Origin of the sequence: Streptomyces sp. NPDC002730, assembly GCF_042888805.1 — a bacterium.
Classification (GTDB): Bacteria; Actinomycetota; Actinomycetes; order Streptomycetales; family Streptomycetaceae; genus Streptomyces.
In genome coordinates this window covers 534,857-555,910 of sequence record NZ_JBIAQG010000002.1, presented here as the reverse complement: position 1 = coordinate 555,910, position 21,054 = coordinate 534,857, and the positions used below count along the sequence as shown (strand labels likewise).

General features: G+C 70.7%; 14 protein-coding genes. 9 read left to right on the top strand and 5 right to left on the bottom strand.

Annotation, left to right across the window (positions count from 1 at the left end; translation table 11 throughout):
* Window positions 1-38: 38 nt before the first annotated feature.
* From ACFYXH_RS07405 to ACFYXH_RS07390, 4 genes are all read left to right on the top strand, one after another.
* Window positions 39-884 (top strand): DegV family protein, encoded by an 846-nt coding sequence (locus ACFYXH_RS07405; RefSeq protein WP_389561156.1) that lies wholly within the window; start codon window positions 39-41, stop codon window positions 882-884.
* A 142-nt stretch (window positions 885-1,026) separates the two neighbouring features.
* Window positions 1,027-2,076, top strand: a complete 1,050-nt coding sequence (locus ACFYXH_RS07400; RefSeq protein ID WP_389561155.1) for a helix-hairpin-helix domain-containing protein — start codon at window positions 1,027-1,029, stop codon at window positions 2,074-2,076.
* 5 nt (window positions 2,077-2,081) lie between these two features.
* Window positions 2,082-4,688 (top strand): ComEC/Rec2 family competence protein, encoded by a 2,607-nt coding sequence (locus ACFYXH_RS07395; protein ID WP_389561301.1) that lies wholly within the window; start codon window positions 2,082-2,084, stop codon window positions 4,686-4,688.
* Window positions 4,689-4,932: 244 nt separating this feature from the next.
* Window positions 4,933-5,724: an arylamine N-acetyltransferase gene (locus tag ACFYXH_RS07390; RefSeq protein WP_389561154.1), complete on the top strand. Its 792-nt coding sequence runs from the start codon at window positions 4,933-4,935 to the stop codon at window positions 5,722-5,724.
* Between the two features lie 43 nt (window positions 5,725-5,767).
* On the opposite strand, the gene ACFYXH_RS07385 is transcribed toward ACFYXH_RS07390, so the two are convergent.
* Window positions 5,768-6,010: a hypothetical protein gene (locus tag ACFYXH_RS07385; protein ID WP_389561153.1), complete on the bottom strand. Its 243-nt coding sequence runs from the start codon at window positions 6,008-6,010 to the stop codon at window positions 5,768-5,770.
* An 82-nt stretch (window positions 6,011-6,092) separates the two neighbouring features.
* Here ACFYXH_RS07385 and holA point away from each other — a divergent pair, with 82 nt between their 5' ends.
* A complete protein-coding gene (gene holA, locus ACFYXH_RS07380; RefSeq protein ID WP_389561152.1) occupies window positions 6,093-7,097 on the top strand; it encodes a DNA polymerase III subunit delta in 1,005 nt (334 codons plus the stop codon).
* 233 nt (window positions 7,098-7,330) lie between these two features.
* Here the strand turns inward: holA and rpsT are convergent, their stop codons facing one another.
* Window positions 7,331-7,597 carry a 30S ribosomal protein S20 gene (gene rpsT, locus ACFYXH_RS07375; protein WP_326649855.1) on the bottom strand — a complete coding sequence of 89 codons (267 nt, stop codon included), beginning with the start codon at window positions 7,595-7,597 and terminating at the stop codon, window positions 7,331-7,333.
* Window positions 7,598-7,801: 204 nt separating this feature from the next.
* On the opposite strand from rpsT, the gene lepA reads away from it, so the two are divergent.
* On the top strand, window positions 7,802-9,667 hold the full coding sequence (gene lepA / locus ACFYXH_RS07370; protein ID WP_389561151.1) for a translation elongation factor 4: 1,866 nt from the start codon (window positions 7,802-7,804) through the stop codon (window positions 9,665-9,667).
* A 291-nt stretch (window positions 9,668-9,958) separates the two neighbouring features.
* A complete protein-coding gene (locus tag ACFYXH_RS07365) occupies window positions 9,959-11,848 on the top strand; it encodes an AMP-dependent synthetase/ligase (protein WP_389561150.1) in 1,890 nt (629 codons plus the stop codon).
* 122 nt (window positions 11,849-11,970) lie between these two features.
* Here ACFYXH_RS07365 and ACFYXH_RS07360 read toward each other — a convergent pair whose 3' ends face one another.
* Both ACFYXH_RS07360 and ACFYXH_RS07355 read right to left on the bottom strand, forming a co-directional pair.
* A complete protein-coding gene (locus ACFYXH_RS07360; protein ID WP_389561149.1) occupies window positions 11,971-12,555 on the bottom strand; it encodes a two-component system response regulator in 585 nt (194 codons plus the stop codon).
* Between the two features lie 7 nt (window positions 12,556-12,562).
* A complete protein-coding gene (locus ACFYXH_RS07355; RefSeq protein ID WP_389561300.1) occupies window positions 12,563-16,675 on the bottom strand; it encodes a HAMP domain-containing protein in 4,113 nt (1,370 codons plus the stop codon).
* 240 nt (window positions 16,676-16,915) lie between these two features.
* Here ACFYXH_RS07355 and ACFYXH_RS07350 point away from each other — a divergent pair, with 240 nt between their 5' ends.
* Together ACFYXH_RS07350 and hemW are read left to right on the top strand one after the other, a co-directional pair.
* Window positions 16,916-18,874 carry a SpoIIE family protein phosphatase gene (locus tag ACFYXH_RS07350; protein ID WP_389561299.1) on the top strand — a complete coding sequence of 653 codons (1,959 nt, stop codon included), beginning with the start codon at window positions 16,916-16,918 and terminating at the stop codon, window positions 18,872-18,874.
* 112 nt (window positions 18,875-18,986) lie between these two features.
* Window positions 18,987-20,219, top strand: a complete 1,233-nt coding sequence (gene hemW / locus ACFYXH_RS07345; protein ID WP_389561148.1) for a radical SAM family heme chaperone HemW — start codon at window positions 18,987-18,989, stop codon at window positions 20,217-20,219.
* A gap of 6 nt (window positions 20,220-20,225) precedes the next feature.
* Here the strand turns inward: hemW and ACFYXH_RS07340 are convergent, their stop codons facing one another.
* Window positions 20,226-21,047, bottom strand: a complete 822-nt coding sequence (locus tag ACFYXH_RS07340) for a DUF3097 domain-containing protein (protein ID WP_389561147.1) — start codon at window positions 21,045-21,047, stop codon at window positions 20,226-20,228.
* Between the last annotated feature and the right edge of the window lie 7 nt (window positions 21,048-21,054).

The window sequence follows — 21,054 nt, the reverse complement described above, 5'->3', positions numbered from 1 at the left end:
GCTGCCGTACGGCGGCCCCGACGGGTAACCTCCCGCTCATGTCCCGCCATGTCGCTATCGTCACCGATTCAACGGCCTACCTGCCGCCGCAGACGATGGAGCGGCACGGCATCATCGCAGTGCCGCTGACCGTCGTACTCGGTGATCGGGCGCTCGAGGAGGGCACCGAGATCTCGGCACGCTCGCTGGCGCTGGCATTGCAGAAGCGACGGCCCGTGACCACATCCAGGCCGAGCCCCGAGGTGTTCGCCGAGGCGTACCGGCGGTGCGCGGAGGCCGGTGCGACCGGGATCGTGTCGCTGCATCTGTCGGCGGAGTTCTCGGGGACATACGACGCCGCGGTGCTGGCCGCCAAGGACGCTCCGGTGCCGGTGCGGGTGGTGGACACCGGGATGGTCGCGATGGCCCTGGGATTCTGCGCGCTCGCGGCCGCTGAGGCGGCGGAGGCGAGCGGCACGCTGGACGAGGCGGTGGCCGCCGCGGAGAAGCGGGCCGCGGGCACGTCCGCGTACTTCTACGTCGACACACTGGACTACTTGCGCCGCGGCGGCCGTATCGGGGCCGCGCAGGCGCTGCTGGGCTCGGCGCTCGCGGTGAAGCCGTTGCTGCAGCTGGACGGCGGCCGGATCGAGCTGCTGGAGAAAGTGCGCACGGCTTCGAAGGCGATCGCCCGGCTGGAGGAGATCGTCGCCGACCGGGCGGGTACGAGTCAGGTGGACATCGCGGTGCACCATCTGGCCGCGCCGGAGCGGGCCGCCGCGCTCGCGGAGCGGCTGCGTGACCGGCTGCCCGGCCTGGTCGATCTGCATGTCAGCGAGGTGGGCGCGGTGATCGGGGCGCACACGGGGCCGGGGCTGTTGGGGGCCGTGGTCTCGCCCCGCTGAGGCGGTTCGACGGGCGCTGCTGCGCGCTGATGGGCGCCGCTGTCACCTCTGCGGGTGAGCGAGTTGTCCACAACGGGTGGGCTGTCCACGGAAATTGGGCCTGCTCAGCGGGCTCGGACGGATATGCCTACCGTCCTGTGGCATGGCTCTCCGATCACGCTTCGCAACCAGTGGCCCGGGCCGCGCCCCGGCCTCGGACAGCCGCGCCCGTCACGGCCGCGGCTCAGCACCAAGCCGCGGCTCAGGACCCGGCCGCGGCTCAGGACCCGGCCGCGGTCCGGATCGCGGCCCGAGCCGCGGCTTACGCCACCCGGGCCGACGGCGTGGCAGAAGCTTGTCCGCCGCTTCGACCACAGCCCTGCGCCGCCGCGCGGATGCCCTGTTCGAGGGTGCGCCGGGCGGTGCGGGCACTGGGCTCGACGCGGCTGTCGCGCGCTCGCGTGTGGATGTCGACACCGGGGCAAGGGCAGGCGCTGGGGCAGTCACCGGTACGGGGGCGGACACCCGGCGGTGGGCGGGGCTTGCGCTGCGGGAGCGGTTGCCGTTGTGGGTGCAGCTCAGGTGCGGGCTCGAACCCAGGACTCTCGCCGCACTGGCTGTCGTCCTCGTGGTCGCCGCGGTCTTCGCGGCCCAGCACTTCTGGGCGGCCCGACCGCAGACCGTACGCGCTCCGGAGCTGGTCCAGCAGAGTGCGGCCTCACCGGAGCCGCGGCCTTCGCCGGGGCCATCGCCGTCCGACACCGGGCCCGGCGGGCGGATCGTCGTCGATGTGAGCGGCAAGGTGCGTCGGCCGGGGGTGCACCAACTGCCCGCCGGATCCCGGGTCACCGACGCGCTGCGAGCGGCCGGAGGCGTCAGGGCCGGCACGGACCTGTCCGGACTCAACCGGGCGCGGGTGCTCATGGATGGTGAGCAGGTGGTGGTGGGCGGGCCCGCGCCGCCAGGACCGCCCGCGACCGGATCGGGCACGGGCCCGGGCACGGGTGGCGCGCAGGCCGCTGGGCCGGTGAGCCTCAACACGGCTAGCGTGGAGCAGCTCGACACCCTGCCGGGGGTCGGTCCCGTACTGGCGCAGCACATCGTCGACTACCGCACCCAGCACGGGGGGTTCCGGTCCGTCGACGAACTCCGCGAGGTCAACGGGATCGGCGACCGCCGGTTCGCGGATCTCCAGACCCTGCTACGGCTATGACGGACATGACGCGCCCGGTGGTTCATGCCGCGTCGGGTCATCGGCTTGGGGCGTCCGATCCGCGGCAGGAGGGTCCGGCCGATCTGCGCCTGGTGCCGCCGGCCCTGGCGGCCTGGGCCGCGGCGGCCCTCGCGGTGGGGGCGCGGGGTTGGTGGACGGCGGTGGCTGTGACGGCCTGCCTCGTCGTGGCGGCCGTGTTGCTGGCTCCGGCGGTGGTGCGTGCCGTAGGTGCGGTCACGAGGGTCCGTGGGCGTGGGCTCAACGCCACTGCCGTGGCAGCGTTGTTGCTGTGCGCCGCCGCAGGAGCGGCCTCGGCCGGGCTGCACGGCGCGGATCTGCACAGGGGGCCGCTTCCCGCCCTGGCGGATCAGTACGCGTACGTCACCGTCGAGTTGACGGTCACCTCCGATCCGCGAACGACTCGGCCCCGGATCCGCGGTGACCGTATGGCGGCCACATCGATCGTGCTGGACGGTGAGGCGACCCGGGTCACGGCTCCGGGCGGCGCGGTCACGGCGATCCGGACGCCTGTCCTGGTGATCGTGCCGTCGCGGGAGCCGGGTGATTCGGGTGATTCCGTCGATTCCGTCGATTCCGGCGGGGCCGGTTCGTCCGCGGGGCCCGGCGCGCAGTGGCAGCGGCTGCTGCCTTCCACCCGACTGCGGCTGGCAGGCCGGCTCGCGCCCCCACTGAACGCGGACGACCGTTTCGCCGCCGTACTGAGGGCGCAGGGCGGCGGGCCGCCGCGGATCACCGGCCCGCCGACCGCGCTCCAGCGCACGGCCGGAGGCCTACGGGCGGGACTGCGTGAGGCGACAGACGGGCTCGACCCCGACGCCCGCGCCCTGCTGCCCGGGCTCGTGGTTGGCGACACCTCCCGGATCCCGCCCGACCTGCACGACGCCTTCGAGGCGACCGACCTCACGCACTTGCTCGCCGTATCGGGAAGCAACCTGACCATCGTGCTCGTCCTGCTGATCGGGCCGCCGGGCACCGCTCTGCTGGCCGAACGGCGCGGCCTCGCGCCCAGGTTGGGCATCACACTGCGCGGGACCGCGATGATCGGCGGGGCGCTCACACTCGCCTTCGTGGTCGTGTGCCGTCCGGAACCAAGCGTGCTGCGGGCGGCCGGGTGCGGGCTCATCACATTGCTCGCCATTGCCACCGGGCGCCGCCGATCGCTCATTCCTGCGCTGGCCGCCGCCGTACTGCTGCTCGTTCTGTACGACCCATGGCTGGCGCGCAGTTACGGCTTTCTGCTCTCCGTGCTGGCCACCGGTGCCCTGCTCACCATCGGCCCCGGCCTGAGCGCGGCGCTGCAACGGCGACGGGTGCCGCCGCGGCTCGCCGAAACGCTGGCCGCCGCTGCCGCGGCCCAGGCCGTGTGCGCTCCCGTGGTGGCGATCTTCGCGGCCAGGGTCAGTCTGGTGGCGATCCCCTGCAATCTCGTCGCCGAGCTGGCGGTCGCCCCGGCCACGGTCCTCGGCTTTGCGGCGCTCGCCGCGACGCCGCTGGCCATACCGGTCGCCGAGGTGCTCGCCCGCTGCGCGGGATGGCCCGCCGGTTGGATCGCCTCCGTCGCCCGTACCGGCGCGGCGCTGCCCGGGGCGCAGGCGGGCTGGCCGGGCGGCTGGCGCGGCGGTCTGCTGCTCGCCGCGGTCACGGCCCTGGTCGTGCCGGTCGCGCGCCGACTGCCGCGCCATCCCTGGGCAGCCGTCGGCTGCGTGCTGCTGTTCCTTCTCGCCGTGCTGCGCCCGGCCCCGCTCACCAGGGTCGTCACCGGCTGGCCGCCGCCCGGCTGGACGTTCGTGATGTGCGATGTCGGGCAAGGGGATGCCACCGTGCTCGCGGCGGGCGAGGGCGCGGCTGTGGTCGTCGACGCGGGACCCGACCCGGAGCTCGCCGACCGCTGTCTGAGGGACCTGGGCATCACCAGGATTCCGCTGATCCTGCTGACGCATTTCCATGCCGACCATGTCCGAGGGCTGCCCGGGCTGCTGAGAGGGAGGGCCGTCGGCGCGGTCCAGACGACGACGTTCGACGAGCCGCGGGAGCAGAGCGCGTTCGTACGGAGAACGGCGGCCGCCGCCGGGGTACCCGTCATCCGCGCGGGACCCGAGGAGCGGCGCCGGGTCGGGCGGCTCGTCTGGCAGGTGCTGTGGCCCCGGGCGGCCCCCGGCCCCGGTCCGACCCGCGCCTCCGCGCTCGTGCCCGACGGCCCCAACGACGCCAGCGTCACACTGCTGGTGCGAATCGCCGGCGGCCCGACCCTTCTGCTCCTCGGCGACCTCGAACCTCCTGCCCAGCGAGGGCTGTTGTCGACCCACCCGGCACTCCCGCCGGTCGACGTCCTCAAAGTCGCCCATCACGGCTCCGCCCACCAACACCCCGGCCTGCTACGGAATGTGCGCCCGCGACTGGCGCTGATCTCCTGCGGCCGGAACAACTTCTACGGTCACCCGTCGCCCCGTACCGTCGACGCGCTCCGGACCGGGGGAGCGGTGGTGCTGCGCACGGACACCGACGGGGCGATCGCGGTCACCGGAGGCGGCGCGGACCTGCGGGCCGTGCCGAGGGGCCAGGGCAGCGGGCCGGACCCGCCGCCCTTCTGAGCGGGTGACTGTGCAAAATTCGTACCTCGTCCCGCCTGCGCTGCTCCCGGCCGCCGCTCCGCGCCTGCGCTGCTCCCGGCCGCGCGCCGGCTCCAGGCCGCCGCGTCGGGCAGCCGGCGCCGCTCCCGCTCCTCATCGGCCGTGGACCGCACGCCAGCGGCGTATCCGCCCCAGGCGCCTCGGCCTACAGGCCTAGGACCTGCGGTCCATGGCGCGCGGTCCGACGTCGCGTCAGACTCACTCCATGGACGCCAATCTCCTGGATGCCTATCTCCGCCGTATCGGGGCCACCCGCCCGGAGCGCGCCGACGCCGCCGCTCTGCGCGATCTGCAACTGCGGCACCTGCGGACAGTCCCGTTCGAGAATCTCTCCATCCATCTCGGCGAGGACATCGTGCTCGAGGAGAAGGCGCTCCTCGCCAAGATCGTGGATGCCCGACGGGGCGGCTTCTGCTACGAACTCAACGGCGCATTCGCCGTGTTGCTGCGGGAGCTCGGTTTCACGGTCACCCTCCTCCAGGCACGTGCTTTCGGTGACGAAGGGCGGCTCGGCATCCCGTACGACCATCTCGCCCTGCGCGTCGAGACGGCGGACTCCTCCGGCCCCTGGCTGGCCGATGTCGGGTTCGGCGACCACACCCAGCACCCTCTCGCGCTCGACGAGCGGGGCGATCAGCGGGACCCGGCCGGTACGTTCCGGATCGCCGAGGCCACGGAGTACGGCGATCTCGACCTCTACCGCGACGGCAAACCGCAGTTCCGCCTCGATATGCGGCCCCGCGTCCTGGCCGACTTCGAGGCGGGGGCCTGGTGGCACCGCACCTCGCCCGCCTCGCACTTCCCCCGGTCCATTGTCTGCTCCCGGCTCACCACCAAGGGCCGGATCACGCTCAGCGGCCGCAAACTGGTCACCACCGAGCACGGTGAGCGCCATGAGCAGCCACTGGCCGACGATGCTGCGGTCCTGGCGGCCTACCGCGACCACTTCGGGCTGGTACTCGACCGGTTGCCGTCCACCCCGAGCCGGCCGAGCTGACGGGCTGACCGGCTGACGCGCTGTCGCGCCGAGCCGGCGGGGGCTAGTTCTCCAGCCAGCCCTCGTACTCCGCGGCGAAATCGTCCAGCGCCGCGGGGTCGAGGCGGGCCTTCGGGTCCTCCACGACGACCAGCCACTGCGCGTCCTCGGCGTCGTCCTCGCCGGCCAGCGCATCGCGCAGGAGCTGGGGCTCCTCGGCCACCCCGAAGCGGCCCGCCAGCTCCTGTGCCACCTCCTCGGCGGCGTCGCGGTCGGGCAGCACCAGTACATGTCTCGCGTCACTCACCGGTCCATTCTCCGGTACGTCCCCAGTACGGGAATCCCGGTACGCGCGGGAGTGTCAGTGCCCCGTGGGATGCTGGACCGCGATGATCCGCAAACCTGGCCAGCAGAATTCGCCCGACGACCTCCTCGCCCCCGTCACGCTCGCCGTGGGCCAGGAGGACCTGCTCCTCGACCGTGCCGTGCAGCACGTGGTGGCGGCGGCCCGCGCTGCCGACGCCGACACGGACGTACGCGACCTCGCCTCCGACCAGCTCCAGCCCGGCACCCTTGCCGAGCTGACCAGCCCCTCGCTCTTCGCCGAGCGCAAGGTCGTCGTCGTGCGCAATGCGCAGGACCTCTCCGCCGACACGATCAAGGACGTCAAGGCCTATCTCGACGCTCCGGCAGAGGAGATCACCCTCGTCCTGCTGCACGCCGGCGGTGCGAAGGGCAAGGGCCTGCTGGACGCGGCCCGGAAGGCGGGCGCCCGTGAGGTCGCCTGCCCCAAGACCACCAAGCCGGCGGAGCGGCTCACCTTCGTACGGTCCGAATTCCGCGCGCTGGGCAGGTCCGCGACGCCCGAGGCATGCCAGGCGCTCGTCGACTCCATCGGCAGCGATCTGCGGGAGCTGGCCAGCGCGGTCTCCCAGCTGACCGCGGACGTCGAGGGCACCATCGACGAGGCGGTTGTCGGGCGGTACTACACGGGCCGCGCCGAAGCCTCCAGCTTCAATGTCGCCGACCGTGCGGTGGAGGGCCGGGCGGCGGAGGCGCTGGAAGCCCTGCGCTGGTCGCTGTCGACGGGGGTCGCGCCGGTCCTGATCACCAGCGCGCTGGCGCAGGGTGTGCGGGCGATCGGCAAGCTCTCCTCGGCCCGCGGCGGGCGGCCCGCCGACCTCGCCCGTGAGCTGGGCATGCCGCCGTGGAAGATCGACCGGGTCCGCCAGCAGATGCGTGGCTGGACGCCGGACGGGGTGGCGGCGGCGCTGCGCGCGGTCGCAGAGGCGGACGCGGGCGTGAAGGGCGGCGGCGACGACCCGGAGTACGCGCTGGAGAAGGCGGTCGTGGCGGTTGCGCGGGCGGCGCGGTCGGGGCGGTCGGGGCGGTAGACCCTGCGGGCGGCCCTGCCCTCTCCCCGCCCTCGGGCGCCGGGCCGCCACCGCACGCCGGGCACGCCAGAGGCCCCGGCGTCCGTCCTGGGGAAGGACGGTCACCGGGGCCTCACGGTTCAAGCCTTGTGCGCCGCACCCGCGTGGCGAACGCGTTCGGTGTGCGGCGCGGGGTGCCGGGAAGGAGCGGGAGAGAGGGCCCGCTGGGTCCCTACCGGCGATCAGTCAAGAGCTCAGCCCTGGAGGGAGCCAACCTTGATGGCCAGCGCCGACTTCTTGTTGGCGGCGGCGTTCTTGTGGATGACACCCTTGGAGACGGCCTTGTCGAGCTTCTGCGACGCCTCACGGACGGCCACAGTGGCCTTCTCGACGTCGCCGGTGGCGACAGCCTCGCGGGCCTTGCGGATCGCGGTCTTGAGCGACGACTTGACGGCCTTGTTGCGCAGGCGCGCCTTCTCGTTCGTCTTGTTCCGCTTGATCTGGGACTTGATGTTCGCCACGAAAGAGCCTTTTCAGGTTCGATGATCTTTGAGTTTGCGTCCCGTACTTGAGAGGGCACGAGACACAGCTGCCCACGTTACCAGCCGCCCCTCCAGCGGCCCAAACCGGGCGCAGTCCCGTTCCCGTGGGACGATGGAGCCTACGTATCGATCCGACATCGCCCGAGACGAGACGCCCCGGCGTCTCAAGAATCAGGACCCTGCGTGCCCGCGACTCCTACCAACGTGCCCGAGCCGAGCCGTACCGACCCGGCGCTGATCCGCAATTTCTGCATCATCGCGCACATCGACCACGGCAAGTCGACGCTTGCCGACCGGATGCTCCAGCTGACCGGTGTGGTCGATCAGCGGCAGATGCGCGCTCAGTACCTCGACCGCATGGACATCGAGCGCGAGCGCGGCATCACGATCAAATCCCAGGCGGTCCGGCTGCCGTGGTCGCCCACCGAGGGCGAGGGTCAGAACACGACCCACATCCTCAACATGATCGACACCCCGGGCCACGTGGACTTCACCTATGAGGTCTCCCGGTCGCTCGCGGCCTGCGAAGGCACCGTCCTGCTGGTGGACGCCGCGCAGGGCATCGAGGCGCAGACCCTCGCCAACCTCTACCTGGCGATGGAGAACGACCTCACGATCGTCCCGGTCCTCAACAAGATCGACCTGCCGGCCGCGCAGCCGGAGAAGTTCTCCGAGGAGCTCGCCAACCTCATCGGCTGCCAGCCGGAGGACGTCCTCAGGGTCTCGGCCAAGACCGGCGTCGGCGTGGAGGCCCTGCTGGACCGCGTGGTGCGCGACGTCCCCGCCCCGGTCGGCGTCGCCGACGCGCCCGCCCGCGCGATGATCTTCGACTCCGTCTATGACTCGTACCGCGGTGTGGTGACCTACGTACGAGTCGTCGACGGGCAGCTCAACAAGCGCGAGCGCATCAGGATGATGTCCACCGGCGCCACTCACGAGCTGCTGGAGATCGGTGTCTCCTCCCCGGAGATGACCCCCGCCGACGGTCTCGGCGTCGGCGAGGTGGGCTACATCATCACCGGCGTGAAGGACGTCCGTCAGTCCAAGGTCGGTGACACGATCACCTCGCTGAGCAAGGGCGCCACCGAGCCGCTCGGCGGCTACAAGGACCCCAAGCCGATGGTGTTCTCCGGCCTCTATCCGCTGGACGGCTCGGACTACCCCGAGCTGCGCGACGCCCTCGACAAGCTTCAGCTCAATGACGCCGCGCTGGTCTACGAGCCGGAGACCTCGGCCGCGCTCGGTTTCGGCTTCCGCGTGGGCTTCCTCGGTCTGCTCCACCTGGACGTGATCCGCGAGCGCCTGGAGCGGGAGTTCGGTCTCGATCTGATCGCCACCGCGCCGAACGTGGTCTACCGCGTGGTCATGGAGGACGGTGCCGAGCACACCGTCACCAACCCGAGCGAGTTCCCCGAGGGCAAGATCTCGGATGTCCACGAGCCGGTCGTACGAGCCACGATTCTCGCGCCGAGCGAGTTCATCGGCTCGATCATGGAGCTCTGCCAGACCCGCCGCGGCACGCTGCTCGGCATGGACTACCTCTCCGAGGACCGGGTCGAGATCCGCTACACCCTCCCGCTCGCCGAGATCGTCTTCGACTTCTTCGACCAGCTGAAGTCCAAGACGCGCGGTTACGCCTCCCTCGACTACGAGCCCACCGGCGAGCAGGCCGCCAGCCTGGTCAAGGTCGACATCCTGCTGCACGGCGACAAGGTCGACGCCTTCTCCGCCATCACGCACAAGGACGCGGCGTACGCGTACGGAGTAAGGCTCGTCGCCAAGCTCAGGGAGCTCATCCCGCGGCAGGCCTTCGAGGTGCCCATCCAGGCCGCGATCGGCTCGCGCGTCATCGCCCGCGAGACCATTCGCGCCATCCGCAAGGACGTCCTCGCCAAGTGCTACGGCGGCGACATCTCGCGTAAGCGGAAGCTGCTGGAGAAGCAGAAGGAAGGCAAGAAGCGGATGAAGATGGTCGGCAGCGTGGAGGTCCCGCAGGAGGCCTTCATCGCCGTGCTGTCCAGCGACGACAGCGGCAAGGCCAAGAAGTAGCCGCACCGTCGCAGCCGACAAGCGAAGGCGCCCGCCGGGGGTCCGGACGGGCGCTTTTCGCGTGTCTGCGGACGCATCAACCGGTAGATGTGGACGCATCACCCGATAGATGAGGGATGCACCGACCGGCGGTTCCAGCCAACGGCCGAGCGTGCCGTTCGTTATCAAGCGGCAGCCCGTAGCCCCTTACGCGCAGGTCCCATGCCCTCTAACCTGAGCACGGCTCGATGGTTACTCGCCAGTTAAACAACAGCCACTCGTGCAGTGCTGCCCGCAGGCCCGGAGGATGTCGTGAGCGCCACAATGACCCTGATCGAGAACCGACCGCCCTCTGTGGCGAGTCTCTTCACCGAGCGCGTGGCGGCTACGCCGGACGCCGAGGCCTACCGCTATCCGGTGGCCCCCGCCACCGGCCAGGGGCCCGACGACTGGAAGTCCCTGAGCTGGGGGCAGGCCGCAGAGCGGGTCTTTGCCATTGCGGCCGGACTGATCGACCTCGGGGTACGCCCCGAGGAGCGCGTCGCGCTCGCCTCCTCCACCCGGGTCGACTGGATCCTCGCCGACCTCGGCGTGATGTGCGCGGGCGGCGCGACCACCACGATCTACCCGTCCACCAACGCCGAGGAGTCGGCGTACATCCTCTCCGACTCCGAGAGCCGGGTGCTGATCGCCGAGGACGCCTCCCAGCTGGCCAAGGCGCGTGAGCGGCGGGCCGACCTGCCGGAGCTGAAGCATGTCGTGGTGATCGACGCGACGGGCGTGGAGCCGGACGAGAGCGACCCCGAGGGCTGGGTGCTCTCGCTCGCCGACCTGGAGGCCCGGGGCGCGGAGCGCCTCGCCAAGCACCCGGAAGCCGTCAAGGAGCGGGTCGACGCGATCAGGCCCGACCAGCTGGCGACGCTGATCTACACCTCGGGCACCACGGGCCGGCCCAAGGGCGTCCGGCTGCCGCACGACAACTGGTCGTACATGGCCAAGGCCACCGCCGCGACCGGGCTGATCAGCAAGGACGACGTGCAGTACCTCTGGCTGCCGCTCGCGCATGTCTTCGGCAAGGTGCTGACCTCCGGGCAGATCGAGGTCGGTCATGTCACCGCCGTCGACGGCCGGGTGGACAAGATCATCGAGAATCTGCCGGTGGTCCAGCCGACCTACATGGCGGCCGTGCCGCGGATCTTCGAGAAGGTCTACAACGGAGTCGCGGCCAAGGCACGGGCCGGCGGCGGCGCCAAGTACAAGATCTTCCAGTGGGCGGCCGGTGTCTCACGCGAGTACGCCAAGGCCGCTCAGGACAACTTCCGCCGTACGGGCTCGGCCTCCGCGCCCTTCGGACTCACCGCCAAGCACAAGATCGCCGATGCGCTCGTCTACTCCAAGCTGCGCGAGGCCTTCGGCGGCCGGCTGCGCGCCGCGGTCTCCGGCTCGGCGGCGCTCGCGCCCGACATCGGCTACTTCTTCGCCGGCGCCGGCATCCACATCCTCGAGGGCTACGGCCTTACGGAGTCCAGCGCGGCGTCCTTCATCAACCCGGGCGAGGCGTACCGCACGGGCACTGTCGGCAAGCCGCTGCCCGGCACCGAGGTGCGTATCGCCGACGACGGCGAGATCCTGCTGCGCGGCCCCGGGATCATGGAGGGTTACCACCGGCTGCCCGAGAAGACCGCCGAAGTCCTCGAATCCGACGGCTGGTTCCACACCGGCGACATCGGAGAGCTGTCCGATGACGGCTACCTGCGCATCACGGACCGCAAGAAGGACCTGATCAAGACCTCCGGCGGCAAGTACATCGCGCCGGCCGAGGTCGAGGGCCAGTTCAAGGCGGTGTGCCCGTTCGTCTCCAACATCCTGGTGCACGGCGCGGACCGTAACTTCTGCACCGCGCTGATCGCGCTGGACGAGCCGACCATCCTCGGCTGGGCCAAGGAGAACGGCCTGGACGGCAAGACGTACGCCGAGGTTGTCGCCACCGAGCAGGCCGAGCAGCTCATCGAGGGTTATGTGAAGCGGCTCAACGAAGGGCTGCAGCGCTGGCAGACGATCAAGAAGTTCCGGCTGCTGCCGCGGGACCTGGACATCGAGCACGGCGAGCTGACGCCCAGCCTCAAGCTGAAGAGGCCGGTCGTCGAGCGCGAGTACAAGGACCTCATCGAGGACATGTACGCAGGCTCCCGCGAGGCGTAGTAACCGGGGGCTCCGCCCCGGGCCCCGCGCCTCAAACGCCGACAAGGCCTGAATTCCCGCCCGTCAGGCGGGGATCCAGGCCTTGTCGGCGCTTGGGGACACTCCCGGTTGGCGTACGGGGGCTACTGGCTCCGCCCGCGACGCAGGTCCCTCAGGATCTCCTCCACCCGGGTCAGCTGCACCCGCACCTCCGGCATATCGTTCGAGCCGCTCCTGTCCAGCTCGCTCTCGATCGCACTCAGCCGCTGGGACATCTGGTCCAGCTGCTCCTGGTCCTGTGCCAGCATCCGCTCCAACTGGCGGTTCTTGCGGTGCAGTTCGAGGAACACACTCACCTTGGCGCGCAGTACCCAGGGGTCGAAGGGCTTGGTGAGGAAGTCCGCCGCCCCGGTGGCGTAGCCCCGGAAGGCAAAGCCGCTGTCGGCCTGCGTCCCGGTCAGGAAGATGATCGGGACGTCCTTCGTCTGGTCGAGGCGCTTGATGTTGGACGCCGTCTCGAAGCCGTCCATGCCGGGCATCCGCACATCCAGCAGGACCACCGCGAACTTCCGCCGCAGCAGCGCCTTCATCGCCTCCTCCCCGGAACGTGCCCGGACCAGAGGCTCGTTGAGGGACCCCAGGACTGCCTCGAGGGCGACGAGATTGTCCTCCATGTCGTCCACCAGGAGGATGCTCGCGGGGTCGGCGGTGGGTGCCTCTGTGCTCATCGTGTCCTCACGTGATCGTCGGCGGGGCAGCCGGCTCCCCATTGCCGACTGGCTGCCCCGATATCGCAGGTTCTTCGGTCGGAGGCGCACTGTCCGGCCCGGCCGTTCCGCTCTTCGGATCCAGCACGGAACAGACGACGGTCAGCAGACGATCCACGTCGACCGGTTTCGGCACGTAGTCGTTGGCGCCCTGCGCGATCGACTTCTCGCGGTCACCCGGCATCGCCTTCGCGGTGAGGGCGATGATCGGGAGGTCGGTCCAGAGCGGGCTGCGCCGTATGGCCTCGATCGTCTCGTACCCGTCCATCTCGGGCATCATGATGTCCATCAGGATCAGTTCGACGTCGGGGTTGCGCTCCAGGGTCTCGATGCCTTCGCGGCCGTTCTCCGCGTACAGCACAGGCATGCCCACTCTGCCGAGCACATGGGTGAGCGCGAAGACATTGCGGATGTCGTCGTCGACGATGAGGACGCGGCGGCCCGGCAGAATCCGGCCCGCCCGGCCCGACTTCCACTCCTCCAGCTTGGTCGTCGTGGGCCAGCCGTCCTCGAGGGCCGGGCGCGGCACATGCTCGCTGTAATGCCGCTCGGGCGCGGTCAGCGGGATGTCCTGGATGTCCTGGATGTCGTGGCCGTCGTGGGAGCCGTCGCTCTCGCCGCCGAGATGGCCGGGGTAGAGGACGGGGACGTACAGCGTGAAGGTGGATCCGCGGCCCGGCTCGCTCTCCGCGATGATGCGGCCGCCGAGCAGCCCCGCGATCTCCCGGCTGATGGAGAGGCCGAGGCCCGTTCCGCCGTACTTGCGGTTGGTCGTGCCGTCGGCCTGCTGGAACGCCTCGAAGATCACCGGGAGTTTCTCCGGGGCGATGCCGATGCCGGTGTCGGCGACAGCGAAGGCGATCAGGTCGTCGATGCCCTTGAGCACCTTGTCGTCGGGGTCCTTGACCCGCTTCACCCTCAGTTCGACGCGGCCGGAGGAGGTGAACTTGATGGCGTTGGAGAGCAGATTGCGCAGAATCTGTTGGAGCCGCTGCTCGTCGGAGTACATCTCGCGCGGTACGTCCTCGCCGACCGCGACCTCGAAGGCCAGCCCGCGGTCGAGGGTGATCGGACGGAACGTGGCGTGGACATAGTCGAGCACCTTGATCAGCGGCAGCTTCTTCGGGCGCACGTCCATCCGGCCGGCCTCGATCTTCGACAGGTCCAGGATGTCGTTGATCAGCTGGAGCAGGTCGGAGCCCGAGCGGTGGATGGTGGTGGCGAACTGCACTTCCTGGTCGGAGAGATGGCCGTCCGGGTTGTCGGAGAGCAGCCGGGCCAGGATGAGGAGGGAGTTCAGCGGCGTGCGCAGTTCGTGCGACATGTTCGCCAGGAACTCCGACTTGTACTGCGACGAGGTCGCGAGCAGAGCGGCCTTCTCCTCCAGCTCGGCGTTGGAGCGCTGCAGTTCGCCCTGCTGGCGCTGGAGCTCGTCGGAGCGCTCCTGGAGCTGGACCGCGAGCCGCTGGGACTCGCCGAGGAGTGACTCTGTACGGGAGTTGGCGATGATGGTGTTGATGGCGACGCCGATGGTGTTCACGAACTGGTCGAAGAAGGCCAGGTGGACGTCGGAGAAGCGGGAGAAGGACGCCAGTTCGATGACGCCGAGCAGCTTGTCCTCGAAGAGGATCGGGATGATGACGACGCTTGCCGGTGACGCCTCGCCAAGACCGGAGTTGATCTTGATGTAGTCCGGCGGTGCTTCCTCGAGGAGGATCCGCTTCTTCTCCAGGGCCGCCTGGCGCACCAGACCGTGGCCCGGCATGCCGGTGGTGTCTATGGTGGCCGACTGGGCCGAGCCGTAACCGGCGATGAAGGCCAGTCCCTTGGTGGTCGAGGTGGTACGGGGCGGAGTGCCGCCGGCGTCCGGGTCGGCCAGGAAGAACGCGCCGTACTGCGCGTTCACCAGCGGGGTCAGCTCGCGCAGGATCAGGTCGGCGACCTCCATCAGATCGCGGTGGCCCTGCATCAGACCGGCGAGGCGGGCGAGATTGGACTCCAGCCAGTCCTTGGCGCGGGTGGTCTCGCGGAGGTTGGACACCATCAGATTGATGTTGTCCTTCAGCTCGGAGACCTCACCGCGCGTCTCGACCGTGATCGACCGGGACATGTCGCCCTGGGCGACGGCGGACGCCACCTCGGCGATGGCGCGGACCTGGGTGGTGAGGTTGAGCGCCAGCTCATTGACGTTCGTCGTCAGCCGCTTCCAGGTGCCGTACACGCCCTCGACCCGAGCCTGGCCGCCGAGCTGGCCCTCGGAGCCGACCTCGCGGGCCACCCGGGTGACCTCGGAGGAGAACGAGGAGAGCGTGTCCACCATGGTGTTGATGGTGGTCTTGAGTTCCAGGATCTCGCCGCGCGCGTCCACGTCGATCTTCTTGGAGAGGTCGCCCTGCGCCACGGCCGTCGCCACCTGGGCGATGTTCCGCACCTGTGAAGTGAGGTTGTCGGCCATGTAGTTGACGTTGTCCGTGAGGTCCTTCCACAGGCCGGTGACACCGAGGACCTGGGCGCGGCCGCCCAGCCGGCCGTCGGTACCCACCTCGCGAGCCACGCGTGTGACCTCGTCGGCGAAGGCGCGCAGCTGCTCCACCATCGTATTGACGGTGTCCTTCAGCTCCAGGATCTCGCCGCGCGCATCCACGGTGATCTTCTTGGAGAGGTCGCCGTTGGCGACGGCGGTGGTGACCTGCGCGATGTTGCGGACCTGACTGGTCAGGTTGGACGCCATGAAGTTGACGTTGTCCGTGAGGTCCTTCCAGACGCCGGAGACGCCGCGGACCTGGGCCTGGCCGCCGAGGTTGCCTTCCGTGCCCACCTCGCGGGCGACCCTGGTGACCTCGTCGGCGAAGGCGGAGAGCTGGTCGACCATGGTGTTGATCGTCGATTTGAGCTCGAGGATCTCGCCCTTCGCCTCGACCGTGATCTTCTTTCCGAGGTCGCCCTGGGCGACGGCCGTCGACACGAGCGCGATATTGCGGACCTGTGAAGTGAGATTGTCCGCCATGAAGTTGACGTTCTCGGTGAGGTCCTTCCAGACGCCGGAGACGCCGCGGACCTGGGCGCGGCCGCCGAGGTTGCCTTCCGTACCGACCTCGCGGGCGACCCTGGTCACCTCGTCGGCGAAGGCCAGGAGCTGATCGACCATGGTGTTGATCGTCGACTTGAGTTCCAGGATCTCGCCCTGGGCGTCCACGGTGATCTTCTGGGAGAGGTCGCCGTTGGCGACGGCGGTGGTGACCTGCGCGATGTTGCGGACCTGACTGGTCAGGTTGGACGCCATGAAGTTGACGTTGTCCGTGAGGTCCTTCCAGACGCCGGAGACGCCGCGGACCTGGGCGCGGCCGCCCAGCTGGCCCTCCGTGCCCACCTCGCGGGCCACCCGCGTGACCTCGTCGGCGAAGGCCGAGAGCTGGTCGACCATGGTGTTGACGGTCAGCTTCAGCTCAAGGAGCTCGCCGGTCGCCTCGACCGTGACCGTACGGGTCAGATCGCCGCGGGCCACGGCCGTGGTCACCGCGGCGATGTCCCGCACCTGCGCGGTCAGCCGGGAGGCCATGGTGTTGACCGCCTCGGTGACGTCCCGCCAGCTGCCCGAAAGGCCCTGAACCTTGGCGCGTCCGCCGAGCCGGCCCTCCGTGCCCACCTCGCGCGCCACCCGCGTCACCTCGCTGGTGAACAGCGACAGCTGGTCGACCATCTTGTTCACCGCACGGCCGAGCCTGCGCAGATCGCCGCGTAACTGACGGTTGCCGTCGTGCAGATCGACCCGCTGGGTCAGATCGCCGCCGGCCACCGCGTCCAGCACACGGGTGGCGTTCGCGGCGGGCACCACCAGGGCGTCCAGCAGCGTGTTCGTACTGATGACAGCGGAGGTCCAGGCGCCCTGGCCGGGGCTGGCCGACAGCCGGTCGTCGAGCCGTCCGTGCCGTACGACCTCCCTGCGGACCCGCGACAGCTCATCCGTGAAGTGCTGATTGCGCACGGCGATCTGGTTGAACATCGCCGCCAGTTCGGCGGGAATGCCCTCATGGACCTCCGCCATCCGCACATGGAAGTCCCCGTCGCGCAGGGTCGTCATCGCGGCCAGCAGTGGGCGCAGCTCCGAGGCGCGGATCCAGCCGCCGTCGGCAGAGGGCGGGGAGGACACCGCAGGCAGCCGGGAAGCCGGCTGAGCTGACGGCAACGCACTGTCTCTGTTCATAATCCGCCCACTTCGGTGACTCGACGCTTATGGGCAGGCTCAGTCTGTCACTCTGTCGGTGTCATAAGCGGCGCATTGCCAGAACCGACCAGGAGCCGCACAGTGGGGTCCCTTCCGATGCAGCGCGAGACCGTTCACCGCACAACACCGTTGTACCCGCTTCGGGATGACGCGCGTTCAGTCGCTCGCACCAGCCTGCCCGGCAACCCTCTCGCACCGTCCGCCGCGCGCCGTTTCGTGCGCGCCGCCATCGCCGACTGGACCAACCTCGGCATGCTCGCCACCTGCGCCTTCTGCCGCGGGTCAGGGGGCTGCCCGCCGGGCAGTCACAGTACGGACCGGCTCGCCGACGACGCCGTACTCATCGTCAACGAACTCGTGACCAACGCCGTCGTGCACGCGGGCACCACCGTCGAACTCCTCTGCAGGCTGGAGGAGTCGGCGGACGGCGAGCCCGCCGCCCTCGTACTCGAAGTCTCCGACCACCACCCGGCCAGGGCCGTACGCAATGAACCGCACGGCCCCGAGGAACGCGGCACGCCCGAATACGGCCGCGGCCTCCATCTCGTCGCCGCCCTCGCCGAGCGCTGGGGCATCACCTACCGCCCCGGCCTGAAGACCATCTGGGCCCGCCTCCCCGTCGACGGCTGGGACACCTGCCCGCTCCCCGGCGCCGAACCCGCGCTGCAGCGCGGACTGCGCGCCGCCGAGATCCTCGCCCCCTCGCCCCGGCGCACCGTGCGCGAGGACTCCGACTGGATCAGCCGGGGCGCCCTCTCCTTCCTCGCCGAGGCCTCCGACCTGCTCGCCGGACAGCTCGACGAGGACATGGTCGCGGCGCTCGCCGGGCAGCTGCTGGTGCCGAGGCTCGCCGACTGGTGCGCGATCTGGCTGGACAGCGAGTCGGGACGGCCGGGATCGGGCTGGGGCACGGGCGGCGGAGCGGGGACCGCGCAGCGGCTCGCCCGGGTCTGGCACAGCGACGAGTCCCTTACGGAGCAGCTGCGCGAGACCCTGGACAAGGAGCCGCCGCTGCTGCTGCCCGAGACCGCGGGCAACGGCCCCGTACCCATCCGCTGGCCCGGTGACGGCCAACCGGGCGCCGATGAGGGCACGGCCGTCGCATACCGCCTCGTCGCGGGCGGACGCGGGCTCGGCACCCTGCTGATCGCGCGGTACGGCCTCGCACGCGTACCCGACGAAGCGACCGCGCTGATCGCGGACTTCGCGCGCCGGGTGGCTCTCGCGATCAGCGCGGCCCGCCAGTACACCCGGCAGGCCACCATCAGCCGGGTTCTGCAGCGCGGTCTGCTCCCCGGCAAGGTCGGGCAGATCCCGGGCGTCGACCGGTTCCTGGTGTACGAGCCCAGCGACGACGGCGTCGCGGGCGGCGACTTCTACGACATCTTCCCGGCCGGCTCCGGCGGCCGCTGGTGCTTCATGCTCGGTGACGTCCAGGGCAGCGGACCCGAGGCCGCGGTCGTCACCGGCCTCGCCCGGCCCTGGCTGCGGCTGCTGGCCCGCGAGGGTTACCAGGTCGGCCAGGTGCTGGACCGGCTCAACGGACTGCTCCTCGACGATGCGATGGAGGCGGCGGAATCGGCCGCGCTGATGGTCGCGGCAGCGGGCGGTCAGGGCGTGCCGGAGGGTCCGCAGGCGCGGTTCCTGTCCCTGCTCTACGGCGAGCTCGTGCCCTCGCCCCGGGTCGGCGGAGGTGTGCGCTGCACCCTGGCGAGCGCCGGGCATCCGCTGCCGCTGCTGCTGCGGCCCGACGGCCGGGTGCTCACGGCGGCCGAGTCGCAGGTGCTGCTCGGGGTCGTCGAGGACGTCGCGTACCAGAGCCAGACCTTCGACCTGGAGCCCGGCGACACCCTGCTCTGCGTCACGGACGGGGTGACGGAGCGGCGCTCGGGGTCGCGGATGTTCGACGACGAGGACGGGCTCGCGCGGGTGCTCGCCGGCTGCGCGGGCCTGACCGCGCAAGGGGTCGCGGAGCGGATCAAGCAGGTGGTGTACGAGTTCGGGGAGACGCCGCCGGAGGACGATCTGGCGCTGCTGGTGCTCCAGGCGCGGTAGCCGTCCCGGTAGCCGGCGGGATGGCCGTCCCGGCACCCGGCGCGGTGGCCGACCCGGCACCCGGTGCGGTGGCCGTCCCGGGGCACCCGCGAGGTGACGGACAATGGGGGGCATGCCTTCCGTACTGCCCGATGGTGAGCCCATGCCCGAGGACGGGTCGCTGCCCGCGTCCGCCCTGACGGGCGCCGGGGACCGGCCGCTCGCCTTCTATCTGCATGTGCCGTACTGCGCGACGCGCTGCGGCTACTGCGACTTCAACACCTACACGGCGACCGAGCTGCGCGGCTCGGGCGGCGTGCTCGCCTCCCGGGACAACTACGCCGCGATGGTCGCGGAGGAGGTCCGCCTCGCCCGCAAGGTGCTGGGCGACGACCCGCGGCAGGTGCGGACGGTGTTCGTCGGAGGCGGTACGCCGACGCTGCTCGCGGCCTCGGATCTGGTCCGGATGCTGGACGCGGTGCGCGAGGAGTTCGGGCTCGCGGACGGTGCGGAGATCACGACCGAGGCGAACCCGGAGTCGGTGGACCCGGCGTATCTCGCCGAGCTGCGGGAGGGCGGCTTCAACCGGATCTCCTTCGGGATGCAGAGCGCGCGGCAGCATGTGCTGAAGGTGCTGGACCGTACGCATACGCCGGGCCGCCCGGAGGCGTGCGTCGCGGAGGCGCGGGCTGCGGGCTTCGACCATGTGAACCTCGACCTGATCTACGGCACCCCCGGCGAGAGCGACGACGACTGGCGCGCCTCCCTGGCGGCCGCGGTGGGCGCGGGTCCGGATCACATCTCGGCGTACGCACTGATCGTCGAGGAAGGCACGCAGCTTGCGCGGCGGATCCGCCGCGGCGAGGTCCCGATGACCGACGACGACGTCCACGCGGACCGGTATCTGATCGCGGACTCGGTGCTAGGGGACGCGGGCTTCGACTGGTACGAGGTCTCCAACTGGGCCACGACCGAGGCGGGCCGGTGCCTGCACAACGAGCTGTACTGGCGCGGCGCGGACTGGTGGGGCGCGGGCCCCGGAGCCCACAGCCATGTGGGCGGAGTGCGCTGGTGGAATGTGAAGCACCCGGGCGCGTACGCGGCGGCGCTGGCGGAGGGCCGCTCGCCGGGCGCGGGCCGCGAGCTCCTCCCGGCGGAGGACCGCCGGGTGGAGCGGATCCTGCTGGAGCTCCGGCTCCGGGAAGGCTGCGAGCTGGAGCTCCTGCGCCCGGCGGGCCTGGCGGCGGCGGGCCGGGCCCTGTCGGACGGCCTGCTGGAGCCGGGGCCGTACAAGGAGGGACGGGCCGTACTGACGCTGCGGGGCCGCTTGCTGGCGGACGCGGTGGTACGCGACCTGGTGGACTGACGCCGCTCAGGCGGGCGGCGCCGTCACGAAGTCGATCAGGTGCTCCACCGAGCCCAGAAGCTCGGGTTCCAGGTCCTTGTAGCTCCGGACACTGCCCAGAATCCGCTGCCACGCCGCTCCCGTGTTCTCCGGCCAGCCCAGTGCGCGGCAGACTCCCGTCTTCCAGTCCTGGCCGCGCGGCACCGACGGCCACGCCCGGATGCCCACCGAGGACGGCTTCACCGCCTCCCACACATCGATGTACGGGTGGCCCACGATCAAGGCGTGGTCGCTGGAGACCTGGGACGCGATACGGGACTCCTTCGAGCCGGGGACCAGATGGTCCACCAGCACCCCGAGGCGCGCGTCCGGGCCCGGCGCGAACTCCTTGACGATCGACGGGAGGTCGTCGATGCCCTCCAGGTACTCCACGACCACGCCCTCGATCCGTAGATCGTCACCCCAGACCCGTTCGACGAGCTCCGCGTCGTGGCGGCCTTCCACGTAGATACGGCCCGCCCGCGCGACCCTCGCCCGTGCCCCCGGGACCGCGACCGAACCGGAGGCCGTACGTGCCGGGCGGGCCGGGGCCGTCGCCGAGGGGCGGACCAGGGTGACCACCCGGCCCTCCAGCAGAAAGCCCCGTGGGACCAGCGGGAACACCCGGTGCTTGCCGAAGCGGTCTTCGAGCGTGACGGTCGGGCCCTCCGCTGTTTTCTCGGTACGGATCACCGCACCGCAGAAACCCGTCGTGACCTCCTCCACGACCAGGTCGGACTCGGCAGGGACCTCCGGGGCCGGCTGCTGCTTCTTCCAAGGAGGCGTCAGATCCGGGCTGTAGCTGCGCATTTGGCCG